Annotated in this window: 25 protein-coding genes and 1 pseudogene; all 26 read left to right on the forward strand. The window is 34.1% G+C overall.

All coding sequences use genetic code 11. The features are described 5' to 3' along the window. Position 1: 1 nt before the first annotated feature. The 26 genes and pseudogenes from rplB to carA all read left to right on the forward strand — a co-directional run bounded on the left by rplB (position 2) and on the right by carA (position 13,454). Positions 2-826: a 50S ribosomal protein L2 gene (gene rplB, locus BST83_RS02510; protein WP_104808442.1), complete on the forward strand. Its 825-nt coding sequence runs from the start codon at positions 2-4 to the stop codon at positions 824-826. Positions 827-832: 6 nt separating this feature from the next. Then, the gene (rpsS, locus tag BST83_RS02515) at positions 833-1,111 is read left to right on the forward strand and encodes a 30S ribosomal protein S19 (protein WP_015482224.1); all 279 of its coding nucleotides are present in this window, start codon (positions 833-835) and stop codon (positions 1,109-1,111) included. A gap of 6 nt (positions 1,112-1,117) precedes the next feature. Next, positions 1,118-1,522 (forward strand): 50S ribosomal protein L22, encoded by a 405-nt coding sequence (gene rplV, locus BST83_RS02520; protein ID WP_104808443.1) that lies wholly within the window; start codon positions 1,118-1,120, stop codon positions 1,520-1,522. Between the two features lie 11 nt (positions 1,523-1,533). Beyond that, positions 1,534-2,256 (forward strand): 30S ribosomal protein S3, encoded by a 723-nt coding sequence (gene rpsC, locus BST83_RS02525; RefSeq protein ID WP_104808444.1) that lies wholly within the window; start codon positions 1,534-1,536, stop codon positions 2,254-2,256. Positions 2,257-2,278: 22 nt separating this feature from the next. Further along, positions 2,279-2,728 (forward strand): 50S ribosomal protein L16, encoded by a 450-nt coding sequence (rplP, locus tag BST83_RS02530; RefSeq protein ID WP_104808445.1) that lies wholly within the window; start codon positions 2,279-2,281, stop codon positions 2,726-2,728. Position 2,729: 1 nt separating this feature from the next. Next, complete coding sequence (gene rpmC, locus BST83_RS02535) at positions 2,730-2,921, forward strand: 50S ribosomal protein L29 (RefSeq protein ID WP_100947456.1); 192 nt, start codon at positions 2,730-2,732, stop codon at positions 2,919-2,921. Positions 2,922-2,941: 20 nt separating this feature from the next. Beyond that, positions 2,942-3,199, forward strand: a complete 258-nt coding sequence (gene rpsQ, locus BST83_RS02540; RefSeq protein WP_004568734.1) for a 30S ribosomal protein S17 — start codon at positions 2,942-2,944, stop codon at positions 3,197-3,199. A gap of 1 nt (position 3,200) precedes the next feature. Continuing rightward, positions 3,201-3,569, forward strand: a complete 369-nt coding sequence (gene rplN, locus BST83_RS02545) for a 50S ribosomal protein L14 (protein WP_018943600.1) — start codon at positions 3,201-3,203, stop codon at positions 3,567-3,569. A gap of 13 nt (positions 3,570-3,582) precedes the next feature. Next, positions 3,583-3,885 carry a 50S ribosomal protein L24 gene (gene rplX / locus BST83_RS02550; RefSeq protein WP_104808446.1) on the forward strand — a complete coding sequence of 101 codons (303 nt, stop codon included), beginning with the start codon at positions 3,583-3,585 and terminating at the stop codon, positions 3,883-3,885. Between the two features lie 8 nt (positions 3,886-3,893). Further along, on the forward strand, positions 3,894-4,445 hold the full coding sequence (rplE, locus tag BST83_RS02555; protein ID WP_104808447.1) for a 50S ribosomal protein L5: 552 nt from the start codon (positions 3,894-3,896) through the stop codon (positions 4,443-4,445). A gap of 3 nt (positions 4,446-4,448) precedes the next feature. Further along, on the forward strand, positions 4,449-4,718 hold the full coding sequence (gene rpsN / locus BST83_RS02560) for a 30S ribosomal protein S14 (RefSeq protein WP_104808448.1): 270 nt from the start codon (positions 4,449-4,451) through the stop codon (positions 4,716-4,718). Positions 4,719-4,880: 162 nt separating this feature from the next. Continuing rightward, positions 4,881-5,279, forward strand: coding sequence for a 30S ribosomal protein S8 (rpsH, locus tag BST83_RS02565; protein ID WP_104808449.1), 399 nt, complete (start codon positions 4,881-4,883; stop codon positions 5,277-5,279). A gap of 10 nt (positions 5,280-5,289) precedes the next feature. Beyond that, entirely contained in the window at positions 5,290-5,835 is a 546-nt protein-coding gene (gene rplF / locus BST83_RS02570; RefSeq protein WP_104808450.1) for a 50S ribosomal protein L6, read from the forward strand. Positions 5,836-5,846: 11 nt separating this feature from the next. Beyond that, positions 5,847-6,197 (forward strand): 50S ribosomal protein L18, encoded by a 351-nt coding sequence (gene rplR / locus BST83_RS02575; RefSeq protein WP_104808451.1) that lies wholly within the window; start codon positions 5,847-5,849, stop codon positions 6,195-6,197. A gap of 3 nt (positions 6,198-6,200) precedes the next feature. Beyond that, positions 6,201-6,725, forward strand: a complete 525-nt coding sequence (rpsE, locus tag BST83_RS02580) for a 30S ribosomal protein S5 (protein ID WP_104808452.1) — start codon at positions 6,201-6,203, stop codon at positions 6,723-6,725. Between the two features lie 11 nt (positions 6,726-6,736). Continuing rightward, positions 6,737-6,919, forward strand: coding sequence for a 50S ribosomal protein L30 (gene rpmD, locus BST83_RS02585; RefSeq protein WP_104808453.1), 183 nt, complete (start codon positions 6,737-6,739; stop codon positions 6,917-6,919). A 13-nt stretch (positions 6,920-6,932) separates the two neighbouring features. Then, a complete protein-coding gene (rplO, locus tag BST83_RS02590; protein ID WP_104808454.1) occupies positions 6,933-7,382 on the forward strand; it encodes a 50S ribosomal protein L15 in 450 nt (149 codons plus the stop codon). Between the two features lie 13 nt (positions 7,383-7,395). Continuing rightward, a pseudogene (gene secY, locus BST83_RS02595) lies at positions 7,396-8,717 on the forward strand (preprotein translocase subunit SecY). A gap of 1 nt (position 8,718) precedes the next feature. Next, entirely contained in the window at positions 8,719-8,934 is a 216-nt protein-coding gene (gene infA / locus BST83_RS02600) for a translation initiation factor IF-1 (RefSeq protein WP_104808455.1), read from the forward strand. A 17-nt stretch (positions 8,935-8,951) separates the two neighbouring features. Beyond that, a complete protein-coding gene (ykgO, locus tag BST83_RS02605; RefSeq protein ID WP_004568720.1) occupies positions 8,952-9,068 on the forward strand; it encodes a type B 50S ribosomal protein L36 in 117 nt (38 codons plus the stop codon). After that, positions 9,068-9,433, forward strand: a complete 366-nt coding sequence (gene rpsM / locus BST83_RS02610; RefSeq protein WP_104808456.1) for a 30S ribosomal protein S13 — start codon at positions 9,068-9,070, stop codon at positions 9,431-9,433. The genes ykgO and rpsM overlap by 1 nt, the downstream gene beginning before the upstream one ends. Before the next feature lie 79 nt (positions 9,434-9,512). Continuing rightward, on the forward strand, positions 9,513-9,896 hold the full coding sequence (gene rpsK, locus BST83_RS02615; RefSeq protein ID WP_091891560.1) for a 30S ribosomal protein S11: 384 nt from the start codon (positions 9,513-9,515) through the stop codon (positions 9,894-9,896). 120 nt (positions 9,897-10,016) lie between these two features. Then, positions 10,017-10,622, forward strand: coding sequence for a 30S ribosomal protein S4 (gene rpsD, locus BST83_RS02620; protein WP_104808457.1), 606 nt, complete (start codon positions 10,017-10,019; stop codon positions 10,620-10,622). A 94-nt stretch (positions 10,623-10,716) separates the two neighbouring features. Beyond that, positions 10,717-11,709 carry a DNA-directed RNA polymerase subunit alpha gene (locus tag BST83_RS02625; protein ID WP_104808458.1) on the forward strand — a complete coding sequence of 331 codons (993 nt, stop codon included), beginning with the start codon at positions 10,717-10,719 and terminating at the stop codon, positions 11,707-11,709. Between the two features lie 60 nt (positions 11,710-11,769). After that, positions 11,770-12,243, forward strand: a complete 474-nt coding sequence (rplQ, locus tag BST83_RS02630) for a 50S ribosomal protein L17 (protein WP_104808459.1) — start codon at positions 11,770-11,772, stop codon at positions 12,241-12,243. Positions 12,244-12,335: 92 nt separating this feature from the next. Beyond that, the gene (gene carA / locus BST83_RS02635; RefSeq protein ID WP_104808460.1) at positions 12,336-13,454 is read left to right on the forward strand and encodes a glutamine-hydrolyzing carbamoyl-phosphate synthase small subunit; all 1,119 of its coding nucleotides are present in this window, start codon (positions 12,336-12,338) and stop codon (positions 13,452-13,454) included. Positions 13,455-13,576: the final 122 nt, after the last annotated feature.

Below are 13,576 nucleotides of genomic sequence, written 5' to 3' on the forward strand. Positions count from 1 at the left end.
AATGTCAGTTAGAAAATTAAAACCAATAACACCAGGTCAGCGTTTTAGAGTTGTAAATGGGTTCGACGCCATTACAACTGATAAGCCGGAGAAAAGTTTACTTGCTCCGAAAAAAAGATCTGGAGGTCGAAACAGTCAAGGTAGAATGACAACTCGTAATATAGGAGGTGGTCATAAACAAAGATATCGTATTATCGATTTCAAAAAAGATAAAAACGGTATTCCTGCAACAGTTAAAACAATAGAGTACGATCCAAATCGTACAGCATTTATTGCACTATTGAGTTATGCTGATGGTGAAAAACGTTATGTGATTGCACAAAACGGTTTAAACGTAGGTCAAGTAGTTGTATCAGGTACTGGAGTTGCTCCAGAGATTGGTAACTCAATGGCTTTAAGTGAAATTCCTTTAGGAACTACAATTTCTTGTATAGAATTACGTCCAGGACAAGGAGCTGTTATGGCTCGTTCTGCGGGTTCTTTTGCTCAATTAATGGCAAGAGCTGGTAAGTATGCAACTGTGAAATTGCCTTCTGGTGAAACTAGATTAATCTTGTTAACTTGTACGGCTACAATTGGAGTTGTATCTAATTCAGATCATCAATTATTAGTATCTGGTAAAGCAGGTAGAAGAAGATGGTTGGGTAGAAGACCAAGAGTAAATGCAGTAAGAATGAATCCTGTGGATCACCCAATGGGTGGTGGTGAAGGACGTGCTTCTGGAGGTCATCCAAGATCGAGAAACGGTATTCCTGCGAAAGGATTCAAAACTAGATCTAAGACTAAAGCTAGTAATAAGTATATTATAGAACGTAGAAAGAAATAATAAGTTATGGCAAGATCATTAAAAAAAGGACCTTACGTTCACTATAAGTTAGAGAAAAAAGTGTTAGCTAATGTAGAGGCTGGTAACAAAACTGTAATCAAAACTTGGTCTAGAGCAAGTATGATTACTCCAGATTTTGTAGGACAAACAATTGCTGTTCATAATGGACGTCAATTTGTACCAGTTTATGTTACAGAAAACATGGTAGGGCATAAATTAGGCGAATTTTCACCAACTCGTTCATTTAGAGGACATGCTGGTGCAAAAAATAAAGGAAAAAAATAGCAGGAAATGGGAGTTCGTAAAAAAAATATGGCAGATCAGTTAAAAGCAGATAGAAAGCAACGTGCTTTCGCAAAGCTTACTAACTGTCCTACGTCACCAAGAAAAATGCGTTTAGTAGCAGATCAAGTAAGAGGTGTTGAAGTTGAAAAAGCTTTGCAAATCTTAAAATTTAGCCCTAAAGAAGCATCGATAAATTTAGAGAAATTGTTATTGTCTGCAATTGCAAACTGGCAAGCTAAAAATGAAGATGAGTCTATAGAAGATGCTAAATTATTTGTAAAATCTATTTGTGTAGATAGCGCAGGGATGTTAAAAAGATTAAGACCAGCTCCACAAGGGCGTGCACACAGAATACGCAAGCGTTCTAACCACGTTACTTTAGAGTTAGGTAGTAAAAATTTAAGTAATTAATCAAGGTAGAAATGGGACAAAAAACTAATCCAATAGGAAATCGTTTAGGAATCATCAGAGGTTGGGAATCTAACTGGTATGGCGGCAATGACTACGGAGATAAATTAGCTGAAGATTTTAAGATAAGAGAGTATGTAAATGCTAGATTATCGAAGGCAAGTGTTTCTAGAGTAATTATAGAGCGTACACTTAAACTTGTAACCGTTACTATCACTACCGCAAGGCCAGGTATTATTATCGGGAAAGGTGGACAAGAGGTAGACAAGTTAAAAGAAGAGCTTAAAAAAATTACAGGTAAAGAAGTTCAAATTAATATTTTTGAAATTAAACGTCCGGAACTAGATGCTAAGTTAGTAGCAGTTAGTGTTGCGCGTCAAATTGAGAATAGAATTTCTTATAAGAGAGCTACTAAAATGGCTATTCAGGCTACAATGCGTATGAATGCTGAAGGAATTAAAATTCAAATCTCAGGTCGTTTAAACGGAGCTGAAATGGCGCGTTCAGAGCATTATAAAGAAGGTAGAATTCCTCTTTCTACTTTTAGGGCTGACATCGATTATGCACTTGTAGAAGCTCATACACAATACGGAAGACTCGGTGTTAAAGTATGGATTATGAAGGGTGAGGTTTATGGTAAAAGAGAATTATCTCCATTAGTTGGTTTGTCTAAAAAGCAAAGTGGCGCTAAAGGAGGAGATGGGACTAAACGTCAGCAACCTCGTAGAAGAAAATAATTTTTAAAATTAGAAATTAAAAATGTTACAGCCAAAAAGAGTAAAATACCGTAAGGTACAGAAGGGGAAAGGAAATATGTCTGGTTTATCCGGAAGAGGGAATCAACTTTCTAACGGAATGTTTGGTATCAAATCTGTAGATCAGAATTTATTAACTTCTCGTCAGATTGAGGCAGCTCGTATCGCAGCAACTCGTCATATGAAAAGAGAAGGGCAGTTATGGATTAAAATATTCCCAGACAAGCCTATTACCAAAAAACCTTTAGAGGTACGTATGGGTAAGGGTAAAGGAGCACCAGATCATTTTGTTGCAGTTATTAAACCGGGTAGAATTTTGTTTGAAATTGGTGGTGTATCAATGGATGTGGCAAAAGAAGCTTTACGTTTAGCGGCTCAAAAACTTCCAGTAAGAACGAAGTTTGTGGTGGCAAGAGATTTTGATGTTGACGTACTAACACATAATTCTAAATAAAATGAAACAATCAGAAGTAAAAGAATTATCTATAGCAGATCTTAACGAGAAGCTTGGAGCGTTGCAAAAGAATTATACTGATCTTAAAATGGCTCACGCAATAACTCCTCTGGAGAATCCATTGCAATTGAGAGGATTAAGAAGAACTGTAGCAAGAATTGCAACAGAATTAACAAAAAGAGAATTACAATAATTCTATAGTCAGTTTTAAAGATGGAAAAAAGAAATCTTAGAAAAGAGAGAATTGGTGTTGTTTCGAGTAGCAAAATGGAGAAATCTATTGTTGTGGCTGAAACAAAGAGAGTAAAGCACCCGATGTACGGAAAGTTCGTATTAAAGACTAAGAAGTACGTTGCACACGACGAAAAGAATGATTGCAACGAGGGAGATACTGTTAGAATCATGGAAACTAGACCTATGAGTAAATCTAAGCGTTGGAGATTAGTAGAAATCCTAGAAAGAGCTAAATAATATGTTACAGACAGAATCAAGATTAAAGGTAGCAGATAATACTGGAGCCAAAGAGGTTTTAGTAATCAGAGTTTTGGGAGGAACGAGAAAACGTTACGCAAGTATTGGTGACAAAATTGTGGTATCTATAAAGTCGGCAACTCCTAACGGGACTGTGAAAAAAGGTCAAGTATCAAGAGCAGTTGTTGTTAGAACTAAGAAAGAAGTTAGACGTAAGGATGGATCATATATCAGGTTTGATGATAACGCTTGTGTACTTTTAAATCCTACAGAGGAAATGAGAGGAACTCGTGTTTTTGGGCCCGTTGCTCGTGAGCTTCGTGAGAAACAATTCATGAAAATAGTATCATTAGCACCTGAAGTGCTTTAAATTATTATACAAGATGAAGAAGTTTAAGATTAAATCAGGAGACACTGTAAAAGTAATTGCAGGAGACCATAAAGGATCTGAAGGTAAAGTTTTAGAAATCATAAAGGAGAAAGACAGAGTTTTAGTAGAGGGTGTGAACTTAGTTTCTAAGCACACGAAACCTAGCGCTCAAAGTCCTCAAGGTGGTATCGTAAAAAAAGAAGCATCACTGCACATTTCTAACTTAATGTTAGTTGAAGAAGGTGTAGCTGTAAGAGTAGGTTATAAAGTTGATGGAGATACTAAGACTAGAGTCTCTAAAAAAACTAAAAAATAGGAATAATCATGAGTTACGTACCAAGATTAAAAGCAGAATACAAAGAAAGAGTAATTAAAGCTCTTACTGAAGAATTCAGTTATAAGAATGTAATGCAAGTGCCTAAATTAGAGAAAATTGTTATCTCTAAGGGTGTTGGTGCTGCAATCGCAGATAAGAAATTAATAGATTATGCTTTAGAAGAAGTGACTAAGATTACTGGTCAAAAAGCAATATCTACGATGTCTAAGAAAGATGTTGCAGCATTTAAGTTGCGTAAAGGAATGCCAATTGGCGTTAAAGTTACTTTACGTGGGGATAAAATGTACGAATTTTTAGATAGACTTGTTACAGCTTCGTTACCTCGTGTAAGGGACTTTAACGGTATAAAAGCTAGCGGTTTTGATGGAAGAGGTAATTACAATTTAGGAATTACTGAGCAGATCATTTACCCAGAAATTAATATTGATCAAGTGAAAAAAATTAACGGTATGGACATTACATTCGTAACATCTGCAAATACTGATAAAGAAGCGAAGTCATTATTAGGCGAATTAGGTTTACCATTCAAAAAAAATTAAGAAATGGCTAAAGAATCAATGAAAGCGCGAGAGCGCAAGAGAGAACGTATTGTTGCAAAATATGCTGAAAAGAGGAAAGCTTTAAAAGAAGCTGGAGACTATGAAGGTTTGCAAAAATTACCAAAAAATGCATCGCCTGTTAGATTGCACAATAGATGTAAATTAACTGGTCGTCCAAAAGGATATATGCGTCAGTTTGGTCTTTCTCGTGTAACGTTCCGTGAAATGGCGAATCAAGGATTGATACCAGGTGTTAGAAAGGCAAGTTGGTAGAAATCAAAAATAAAGTATAAGAATAAAAATAGAATGTGTATCTTTGCACGCTCTATTTTTTTTCAATATTAGAATTTTAACTGATTATAGGTTTAGTTATCACAGAGAAATCTGTAGGACAAATAGAGGTAATTAAAAACCGTAATCGCAATATAAATAAATATGTATACAGATCCAATCGCGGATTTTCTTACTAGAGTAAGAAATGCAATCGCAGCAGGGCACAGAGTAGTAGAAATTCCGGCTTCAAATTTGAAGAAGGAAATGACTAAAATTTTGTTTGATCAAGGATATATTTTAAGCTATCAATTTAATGATAATAAGGTTCAAGGATCTATCAAGATAGCTTTAAAATATGACAGAGACACAAAAGAGTCAGTAATTAGAAAAATTCAACGTATCAGTACACCTGGTTTGCGTAAATATGTTGGCTCTACAGAGATGCCAAGGGTATTAAACGGACTTGGTATTGCTATTGTTTCTACATCTAAGGGTGTAATGACAAATAAAAAAGCACGTCTTGAGAAAGTTGGAGGAGAGGTTTTATGTTATGTTTATTAATCTATAAGAAATGAGTAGAATAGGAAAAAATCCCGTTAGCATTTCACAAGGTGTAGATGTAAACATAAAAGACAATGTTATAACTGTTAAAGGAACGTTAGGAGAATTAACTCAAACTATTTCAAACGGTATTTCAATAGTAATTGAAGATGGTATTATCACTTTAGATAGAGCGTCCGAAAGTAAAGACCATAAAGCACAACATGGTTTAATGAGAGCGTTAGTCAGTAATATGGTTGATGGTGTAAGTAAAGGTTGGACTAAAGATTTAGAACTTGTAGGTGTTGGTTATAGAGCATCATGTCAAGGTCAGAAATTAGATTTAGCGTTAGGTTACTCTCATAATATTGTTTTAGAAATAGCTCCAGAAGTTAAAGTCGAAACAATATCTGAGAAAGGGAAAAACCCGGTCATTAAATTATCTTCATTTGACAAACAACTCGTTGGTCAAATTGCTGCTAAGATTCGTTCTTTCAGAGCTCCAGAGCCTTATAAAGGAAAAGGAGTTAAGTTTGTTGGTGAATTATTAAGAAGAAAAGCAGGTAAATCTGCATAATACATAGCATTATGGCATTATCAAAGCTACAAAGAAGAACTAGAATTAAGCGTCGAATTAGAAAAATTATTTCTGGTACTCCTACAAAACCAAGATTATCGGTTTATAGAAGTAACAAAGAAATATACGCGCAACTAGTTGACGATGTAAATGGAGTAACATTAGCTTCAGTTTCATCTAGAGATAAAGAAATAAAAGCAGATACTAAGGTAGAAGCGGCAGCAGCTGTTGGTAAAACAATCGCTGAGAAAGCTGTTAAAGCTGGAGTTGAAACAATTGCTTTTGACAGAAATGGGTATTTATACCACGGTAGAGTTAAAGTATTAGCTGATGCTGCAAGAGAATCTGGTTTAAAATTTTAAGAAATTATGCAAGGTTATAAAAACGTAGAAAGAGTTAAACCAAGTGGACTAGAGCTTGTAGATAGATTAGTTGGTGTACAACGTGTTACTAAAGTAACTAAGGGTGGTAGAGCATTTGGTTTCTCTGCAATCGTAGTAGTTGGTGATGGTAATGGAGTTGTTGGGCATGGATTAGGGAAATCTAAAGATGTTTCTTCAGCAATCGCTAAAGCGATTGAAGACGCAAAGAAAAATTTAGTAAGAATACCAATTTTAGAAGCAACTTTACCTCATGAACAAAAAGGGAAGTTTGGTGGAGCGAAAGTTTTCCTTAAGCCAGCATCTCATGGTACAGGAGTTATTGCTGGTGGTGCTGTAAGGCACGTATTAGAGTCAGTTGGTATACATGATGTATTATCGAAATCTCAAGGTTCATCAAATCCTCACAACGTAGTAAAAGCGACTTTTAATGCTTTATTACAATTACGCAGTGCTGGTTCGATTGCGAAACAAAGAGGGATTTCTTTAGAGAAAGTATTTAACGGATAAATCTAAGAACGATGACAAGAATTAAAGTTACACAAGTAAAAAGTCAAATCGGGCGTCTTCAGAGTCAAAAGAGAACTTTAGAGGCATTAGGTTTACGTAAAATGAACCAGACTGTTGAGCACGAGGCAACTCCTTCAATAGTTGGTATGGTAAATACAGTTAAACACTTAGTTTCTTTCGAAGAAATTAAATAAGATATTTAGAAAAATGAGTTTACATAATTTAACACCCGCAGAAGGTTCCATTAAAAAAGGAAAAAGAATTGCACGTGGTGAAGGTTCTGGCCATGGTGGTACTGCTACTAGAGGTCATAAAGGACAAAAATCGCGTTCAGGTTATTCTAGAAAAATCGGTTTTGAAGGAGGGCAGATGCCACTTCAAAGACGTGTGCCAAAATTTGGTTTCACAAACATAAACCGTAAGGAATATCAAGGAATCAACTTGGATAAATTACAATCTTTGGTTGATAGCGGAAAGATAACAGATACAGTTAATTTAGAAAATCTAGTTGCTATTGGTTTAGCAGGTAAAAACGACTTAGTTAAAATATTAGGTGGTGGAGAATTAAAGGCTAAATTAAACATAACTGTACATAAATTTACAGCAACAGCAAAAGCGGCTATTGAAGCAGCTGGAGGTGAAACTGTTACTTTATAAGAAATTGTAAATGATGAATTTTATAAATAGATTAAAAGACATTTTTAGCATCGAGGAATTAAAGAATAAAATTCTTCTTACGATCGGTTTAATTGCTGTTTACCGTTTTATGGCAGCTGTTCCATTACCTGGAATAGATCCATTGCAGTTATCAGCTTTAAAAGAAAGTACTTCAGGTGGTCTTTTAGGTTTATTAAATGCATTTACAGGAGGAGCATTTGCTAGGGCGTCAGTAATGGCTCTTGGTATTATGCCATATATTTCTGCATCTATTGTAGTTCAGTTAATGGGAATTGCGGTTCCTTATCTACAGAAGCTACAAAAGGATGGAGAAAGTGGACGTAAAAAAATTACTCAGATAACAAGATGGTTAACAATTGGTATTACGTTAGTGCAGGCACCAACGTATATCACTGCTATTAAAACACAATTTGGTCTAGGACCTGAAGCTTTTTTAGTAAGTGGAGCTACTTTTTGGATATCATCTATCATTATTTTAACTGCAGGAACAATTTTTGCGATGTGGTTGGGTGAGCGTATTACAGACAAAGGTGTTGGTAATGGTATTTCATTATTAATTACTGTTGGTATTATCGCCAATTTCCCTGCGGCATTTTTACAGGAATTTGTTGCAAAAACAACAAATGCAGGAGCTGGGGGGTAATGATGATTTTAATTGAAATCATTGTTTGGTTTGTAGTAATTTTATTAACTGTATTATTAGTAACGGCTGTTCGTAAAATTGCAGTTCAATATGCTAGAAGAACGGTTGCTGGAAATGTTCAAAATGTTGCGGGATCAAGGGATTATATTCCATTGAAGTTAAACGCTGCGGGTGTTATGCCTATTATTTTTGCACAAGCAATTATGTTTTTACCAGTTGCATTGGCTCAAAGATTTCCATTTATGGCGGGTTTACAAGATATGAATGGTTTTGGTTACAATGTTATTTTTGCATTTTTGATTATCATTTTTAGTTATTTTTATACTGCTATTACTATTCCAACGAATAAAATGGCGGATGATTTAAAGAGAAGTGGTGGTTTTATTCCTGGTATTAGACCAGGGAAAGATACTGCAGATAGATTAGATAGTGTTTTATCTAGAATCACATTGCCAGGATCGTTATTTTTAGCGGCTTTATCAATCTTACCTGCAATTGCATTTAAGTTTGGGATTCAGCAAAGTTGGGCAATGTTTTATGGTGGAACATCTTTAATAATTATGGTAGGAGTTGCAATTGATACTTTGCAGCAAATAAATTCTTATTTATTAAATCGTCACTATGATGGTTTAATGAAGACAGGGAATAGTAACAGAAAATCGAATAAATAATATGGCTAAACAATCAGCTATTCAACAAGATGGGACAATTACAGAAGCATTATCAAATGCGATGTTCCGTGTAGAATTAGAAAATGGACATGTTGTTACGGCTCACATTTCAGGTAAAATGCGTATGCATTATATTAAATTATTACCTGGGGATAAAGTAAAATTAGAAATGAGTCCATACGATTTATCAAAAGCAAGAATTACTTACAGATACTAAAAAAAAACATAGAACAGATGAAAGTTAGAGCATCAGTCAAAAAAAGAAGTGCCGACTGCAAAATAGTGCGCAGAAAAGGTAGATTATACGTAATTAATAAACAAAATCCTAGATTTAAACAAAGACAAGGGTAATGGCAAGAATAGCAGGTATAGACATTCCAAAGAACAAAAGAGGAGTTATTGCTTTAACTTATATCTTTGGTGTAGGAAGTAGTAGAGCTAAAAAAGTTTTAGCAAAAGCAGAGGTTGATGAAAGTATCAAAGTTCAAGATTGGACTGATGATCAAATCGCAGCAATTAGAGAACAAGTAGGATCTTTCACAATTGAAGGTGAATTACGTTCTGAAATACAGATTAACATCAAACGTTTGATGGATATCGGTTGTCAAAGAGGAATTCGTCATAGACTTGGTCTCCCATTAAGAGGTCAAAGAACTAAGAATAATTCTCGCACAAGAAAAGGTAAGAGAAAAACCGTGGCTAACAAGAAAAAATAAAGTTAGATAAAGTAATAAAGATCTAATAATAGTTTAAACTATAAAGTTAGAAAACTAAATTACTAAAACTTAAACAATTATGGCAAAAGCAAGTTCAAAAAAACGTAAAGTAATAATTGATGCTATTGGAGAAGCGCACGTAACTGCATCTTTCAATAATATTATTATTTCTTTAACAAATAAAAAAGGTGATGTAATTTCATGGTCATCTGCAGGTAAAATGGGTTTTAGAGGTTCTAAAAAGAATACTCCTTATGCAGCCCAATTAGCGGCAGAAGATTGTGCAAATGTTGCAAAAGAGGCAGGTTTACGTAAGGTAAAAGTCTACGTTAAAGGTCCAGGTAATGGTAGAGAATCTGCCATTAGATCTATTCATAATGCAGGTATTGAAGTGTCAGAAATTATTGATGTTACTCCAATTCCTCATAATGGTTGTCGTCCACCTAAAAGGAGAAGAGTTTAAGCTGAATTAGTTTCAGTGCTCTGGTTTAAAAACAAAAATTTATATTTTAACAAGATAGGATTTTAAGATTATCGAAGGAGGAAGCCTTAATTCATAATCCCTATCTATAACAAAAACGAAATGGCAAGATATACAGGACCAAAAACTAAAATTGCTCGTAAATTTGGCGAAGCGATCTTTGGAGAAGATAAAAACTTCGAAAAAAGAAATTACCCACCAGGACAGCATGGAAATGCTAGAAGAAGAGGTAAAAAATCTGAATATGCAACTCAGTTAATGGAGAAGCAGAAAGCGAAATATACCTATGGTATCTTGGAGCGCCAATTCAGTAATTTATTTAAAAAAGCACAGGCTGCGTCCGGAATTACAGGTGAAATTTTATTACAATTATGTGAATCTCGTTTAGATAATGTTGTCTACAGAATGGGTGTTTCTAACTCAAGAAGTGGAGCACGTCAATTGGTATCTCATAGACACATTACTGTTAACGGGGAAATCGTTAATATTCCTTCTTATAGTTTACAAGAGGGTGATGTTGTTGCTGTAAGAGAGAAATCTAAATCTTTACAAGCTATCGACAATGCATTAGCTTCTAACAGCAATGTATTTGAATGGTTAACTTGGAACGTAGATACAAAAACTGGAACTTTTGTTAAAGTACCAGAAAGATTACAAATCCCAGAAAATATCAAAGAACAATTAATCGTAGAATTATATTCTAAGTAATAAATTAATCACATTGTAATTTAGCCAAAGGGTTTGTATGTACTTCTTCAGACTTATATACCGCGCAACTAAATAACAATTAAAACGAAGAAAAATGGCAATATTAAATTTTCAAAAACCAGATAAGGTGGTAATGATTGAATCTACAGATTTTTCTGGTAGATTTGAGTTTAGACCCTTAGAACCAGGTTTTGGTTTAACTGTAGGAAATGCTTTAAGAAGAGTACTTTTATCTTCTTTAGAAGGATTTGCAATTACATCATTAAGAGTTGATGGTGTAGAGCATGAGTTTTCTACTGTTCCTGGAATTGTGGAGGATGTTACGGAAATTATCTTAAACTTAAAACAAGTTCGTTTTAAGAAACAAATAGATGAAACTGATAGAGAAACTGTTTCTATCTCAGTATCTGGTCAAGAGCAGTTTACTGCTGGAGATTTGCAGAAATTTATCTCTGGTTTTCAAGTATTGAATCCAGATTTAGTAATTTGTAATATGGATAAATCTGTTAAATTAAATGCAGAAATTACAATAGAAAAAGGTAGAGGATTTGTACCTGCAGAAGAGAATAAAAAAGCTTCGGCACCAATAGGGACTATCTTCACAGATTCTATTTATACACCAATTAAGAATGTAAAATATACAATCGAAAATTTTCGTGTAGAACAAAAAACGGACTATGAAAAATTAGTTTTCGATATTGATACTGATGGTTCAATCAATCCAAAAGAAGCATTGACGGAAGCTGCAAAGATTTTGATTCACCACTTTATGTTATTCTCTGATGAGCGTATCACCTTAGAGGCAGATGAAATTGCACAAACAGAAACGTATGATGAAGAATCATTACATATGCGTCAGTTATTAAAAACTAGATTAATCGACATGGATTTATCTGTAAGAGCTTTAAATTGTTTAAAAGCAGCAGAAGTAGATACTTTAGGAGATTTAGTTTCTTTTAACAAAAGTGACTTAATGAAGTTCCGTAATTTCGGTAAAAAATCATTAACAGAATTAGAAGAGTTAGTTATTGTTAAAGGTTTAAACTTTGGAATGGACTTAACAAAATATAAATTAGATAGAGATTAATCTTTCATATTTTGCTCCTCAAAATGAGTAGATGCAAGATGAAAGTATAAAACAAACGTCATGAGACACGGAAAGAAATTCAATCATTTAGGTAGAAAAACAGCGCATAGAAAAGCAATGTTAGCAAATATGACTTGTTCCTTAATAGAGCACAAGCGTATTAATACTACTGTAGCTAAAGCGAAAGCTTTACGTTTATTTGCAGAACCAATTATTACAAAATCTAAGTCGGATACTACGCACAATAGACGTATCGTATTTGCTTATTTACGCGATAAATTTGCAGTTACAGAATTATTTAAAGAGATCTCTGTAAAAGTTGCAGATCGTCCAGGAGGATATTTACGTATCATCAAATTAGGAAATCGTCAAGGAGATAACGCTCCTATGGCAATGGTAGAATTTGTTGATTACAACGAAATTTACAATCCTAACGGAACTAAAACTAAGAAAACTACTCGTAGAGGAAAAAGCAAAAAAGTGGATGATGCTCAAGTAGAAGGAACAAAGACAGAAGAAAAATCTGAAGAATAAAAAATGAAAATTTTTAAATTATATTAAAGGGATAAACGTATACGTTTATCCCTTTTTTTATATTTTTACATTATTAAAAATAACATGAATCAATGAAATATCAAACACGTAAAAAGGCGCTAGTTTTATTAGCAGATGGAACAATTTTTTATGGAAAATCTGTCGGAATAGAAGGAACCTCTACCGGGGAAATCTGTTTTAATACTGGAATGACCGGTTATCAAGAAATCTTCACAGATCCATCGTATTTTGGGCAATTGTTAGTGGCAACAAATGCTCATATTGGGAATTACGGAGTTAACAAGGATGAAGTAGAATCCGATGGGATTAAAATTTCTGGTCTAATTTGTAGAAATTTTAGTTTTACACATTCAAGAGTAGATTCTGATGGAAATTTAAAAGATTGGTTTACAGAGCATAATGTAGTTGCTGTTTCTGATGTAGACACAAGAGCTTTAGTAGCTTATATTAGGGATAATGGAGCTATGAACGCAATTATTTCTACGGATGTCGACAATATTGAGGAACTAAAAAAACGACTTATGGAAGTACCAAGTATGGATGGTTTGGAATTAGCATCCAGAGTATCTACAAAAGAACCGTATATTGTTGGGGATGAAAATTCAGAGATAAGAATATCAGTTTTAGATATTGGCATCAAAAAGAATATTTTAGGAAACTTTGTTAAAAGAGGAGCTTACATAAAGGTCTTTCCTTATAATGCCACTTTTGAGGATTTAGCAGCTTTTAATCCTGATGGTTATTTCATATCAAATGGACCAGGAGATCCAGAACCTTTATTTGAAGCACAGGCATTGGCAAAAGAAATTATTAAAAGAGATGTACCTTTATTTGGTATTTGTTTAGGACATCAGATAATTGCTTTGGCTAACGGAATTTCTACTTACAAAATGCACAATGGACATAGAGGAATCAACCATCCAGTGAAGAATTTATCAACAGGTAAAGGAGAAATTACTTCACAGAATCATGGTTTTGCAATCAACAGAGAAGAAACCGAAGCAAATGAAAATATTGAAATTACGCATGTTCATTTAAATGATCATACGGTAGCTGGTATCAGAATGAAAAACAAGAATGTTTTTTCAGTACAATATCATCCAGAAGCAAGTCCTGGACCGCACGATTCGGAGTATTTATTTGATCAGTTTATAACGAATATTAAAGAAGGAAAAAAAGTTATATCGTAACTTTATGGTTATTCATCGATAGGTAGCTGTTTTTTAACAAATTCTTAATGATTAATTAACTTTTAAATAGTATTTTTGAGGAGTGATGTAAAAATCACATTCTTTTTCATAGCAATTTTCCC

It is taken from the genome of Polaribacter filamentus (genome assembly GCF_002943715.1).
Classification (GTDB): domain Bacteria; phylum Bacteroidota; class Bacteroidia; order Flavobacteriales; family Flavobacteriaceae; genus Polaribacter; species Polaribacter filamentus.

Bases quoted from the DNA above. Each gene is read 5' to 3' on its own strand.
- rplB (WP_104808442.1), top strand. From the start codon at position 2: ATGTCAGTTAGAAAATTAAAACCAATAACACCAGGTCAGCGTTTTAGA.
- rpsS (WP_015482224.1), top strand. From the start codon at position 833: ATGGCAAGATCATTAAAAAAAGGACCTTACGTTCACTATAAGTTAGAG.
- rplV (WP_104808443.1), top strand. From the start codon at position 1,118: ATGGGAGTTCGTAAAAAAAATATGGCAGATCAGTTAAAAGCAGATAGA.
- rpsC (WP_104808444.1), top strand. From the start codon at position 1,534: ATGGGACAAAAAACTAATCCAATAGGAAATCGTTTAGGAATCATCAGA.
- rplP (WP_104808445.1), top strand. From the start codon at position 2,279: ATGTTACAGCCAAAAAGAGTAAAATACCGTAAGGTACAGAAGGGGAAA.
- rpmC (WP_100947456.1), top strand. From the start codon at position 2,730: ATGAAACAATCAGAAGTAAAAGAATTATCTATAGCAGATCTTAACGAG.
- rpsQ (WP_004568734.1), top strand. From the start codon at position 2,942: ATGGAAAAAAGAAATCTTAGAAAAGAGAGAATTGGTGTTGTTTCGAGT.
- rplN (WP_018943600.1), top strand. From the start codon at position 3,201: ATGTTACAGACAGAATCAAGATTAAAGGTAGCAGATAATACTGGAGCC.
- rplX (WP_104808446.1), top strand. From the start codon at position 3,583: ATGAAGAAGTTTAAGATTAAATCAGGAGACACTGTAAAAGTAATTGCA.
- rplE (WP_104808447.1), top strand. From the start codon at position 3,894: ATGAGTTACGTACCAAGATTAAAAGCAGAATACAAAGAAAGAGTAATT.
- rpsN (WP_104808448.1), top strand. From the start codon at position 4,449: ATGGCTAAAGAATCAATGAAAGCGCGAGAGCGCAAGAGAGAACGTATT.
- rpsH (WP_104808449.1), top strand. From the start codon at position 4,881: ATGTATACAGATCCAATCGCGGATTTTCTTACTAGAGTAAGAAATGCA.
- rplF (WP_104808450.1), top strand. From the start codon at position 5,290: ATGAGTAGAATAGGAAAAAATCCCGTTAGCATTTCACAAGGTGTAGAT.
- rplR (WP_104808451.1), top strand. From the start codon at position 5,847: ATGGCATTATCAAAGCTACAAAGAAGAACTAGAATTAAGCGTCGAATT.
- rpmD (WP_104808453.1), top strand. From the start codon at position 6,737: ATGACAAGAATTAAAGTTACACAAGTAAAAAGTCAAATCGGGCGTCTT.
- rplO (WP_104808454.1), top strand. From the start codon at position 6,933: ATGAGTTTACATAATTTAACACCCGCAGAAGGTTCCATTAAAAAAGGA.
- infA (WP_104808455.1), top strand. From the start codon at position 8,719: ATGGCTAAACAATCAGCTATTCAACAAGATGGGACAATTACAGAAGCA.
- ykgO (WP_004568720.1), top strand. From the start codon at position 8,952: ATGAAAGTTAGAGCATCAGTCAAAAAAAGAAGTGCCGACTGCAAAATA.
- rpsM (WP_104808456.1), top strand. From the start codon at position 9,068: ATGGCAAGAATAGCAGGTATAGACATTCCAAAGAACAAAAGAGGAGTT.
- rpsK (WP_091891560.1), top strand. From the start codon at position 9,513: ATGGCAAAAGCAAGTTCAAAAAAACGTAAAGTAATAATTGATGCTATT.
- rpsD (WP_104808457.1), top strand. From the start codon at position 10,017: ATGGCAAGATATACAGGACCAAAAACTAAAATTGCTCGTAAATTTGGC.
- BST83_RS02625 (WP_104808458.1), top strand. From the start codon at position 10,717: ATGGCAATATTAAATTTTCAAAAACCAGATAAGGTGGTAATGATTGAA.
- rplQ (WP_104808459.1), top strand. From the start codon at position 11,770: ATGAGACACGGAAAGAAATTCAATCATTTAGGTAGAAAAACAGCGCAT.
- carA (WP_104808460.1), top strand. From the start codon at position 12,336: ATGAAATATCAAACACGTAAAAAGGCGCTAGTTTTATTAGCAGATGGA.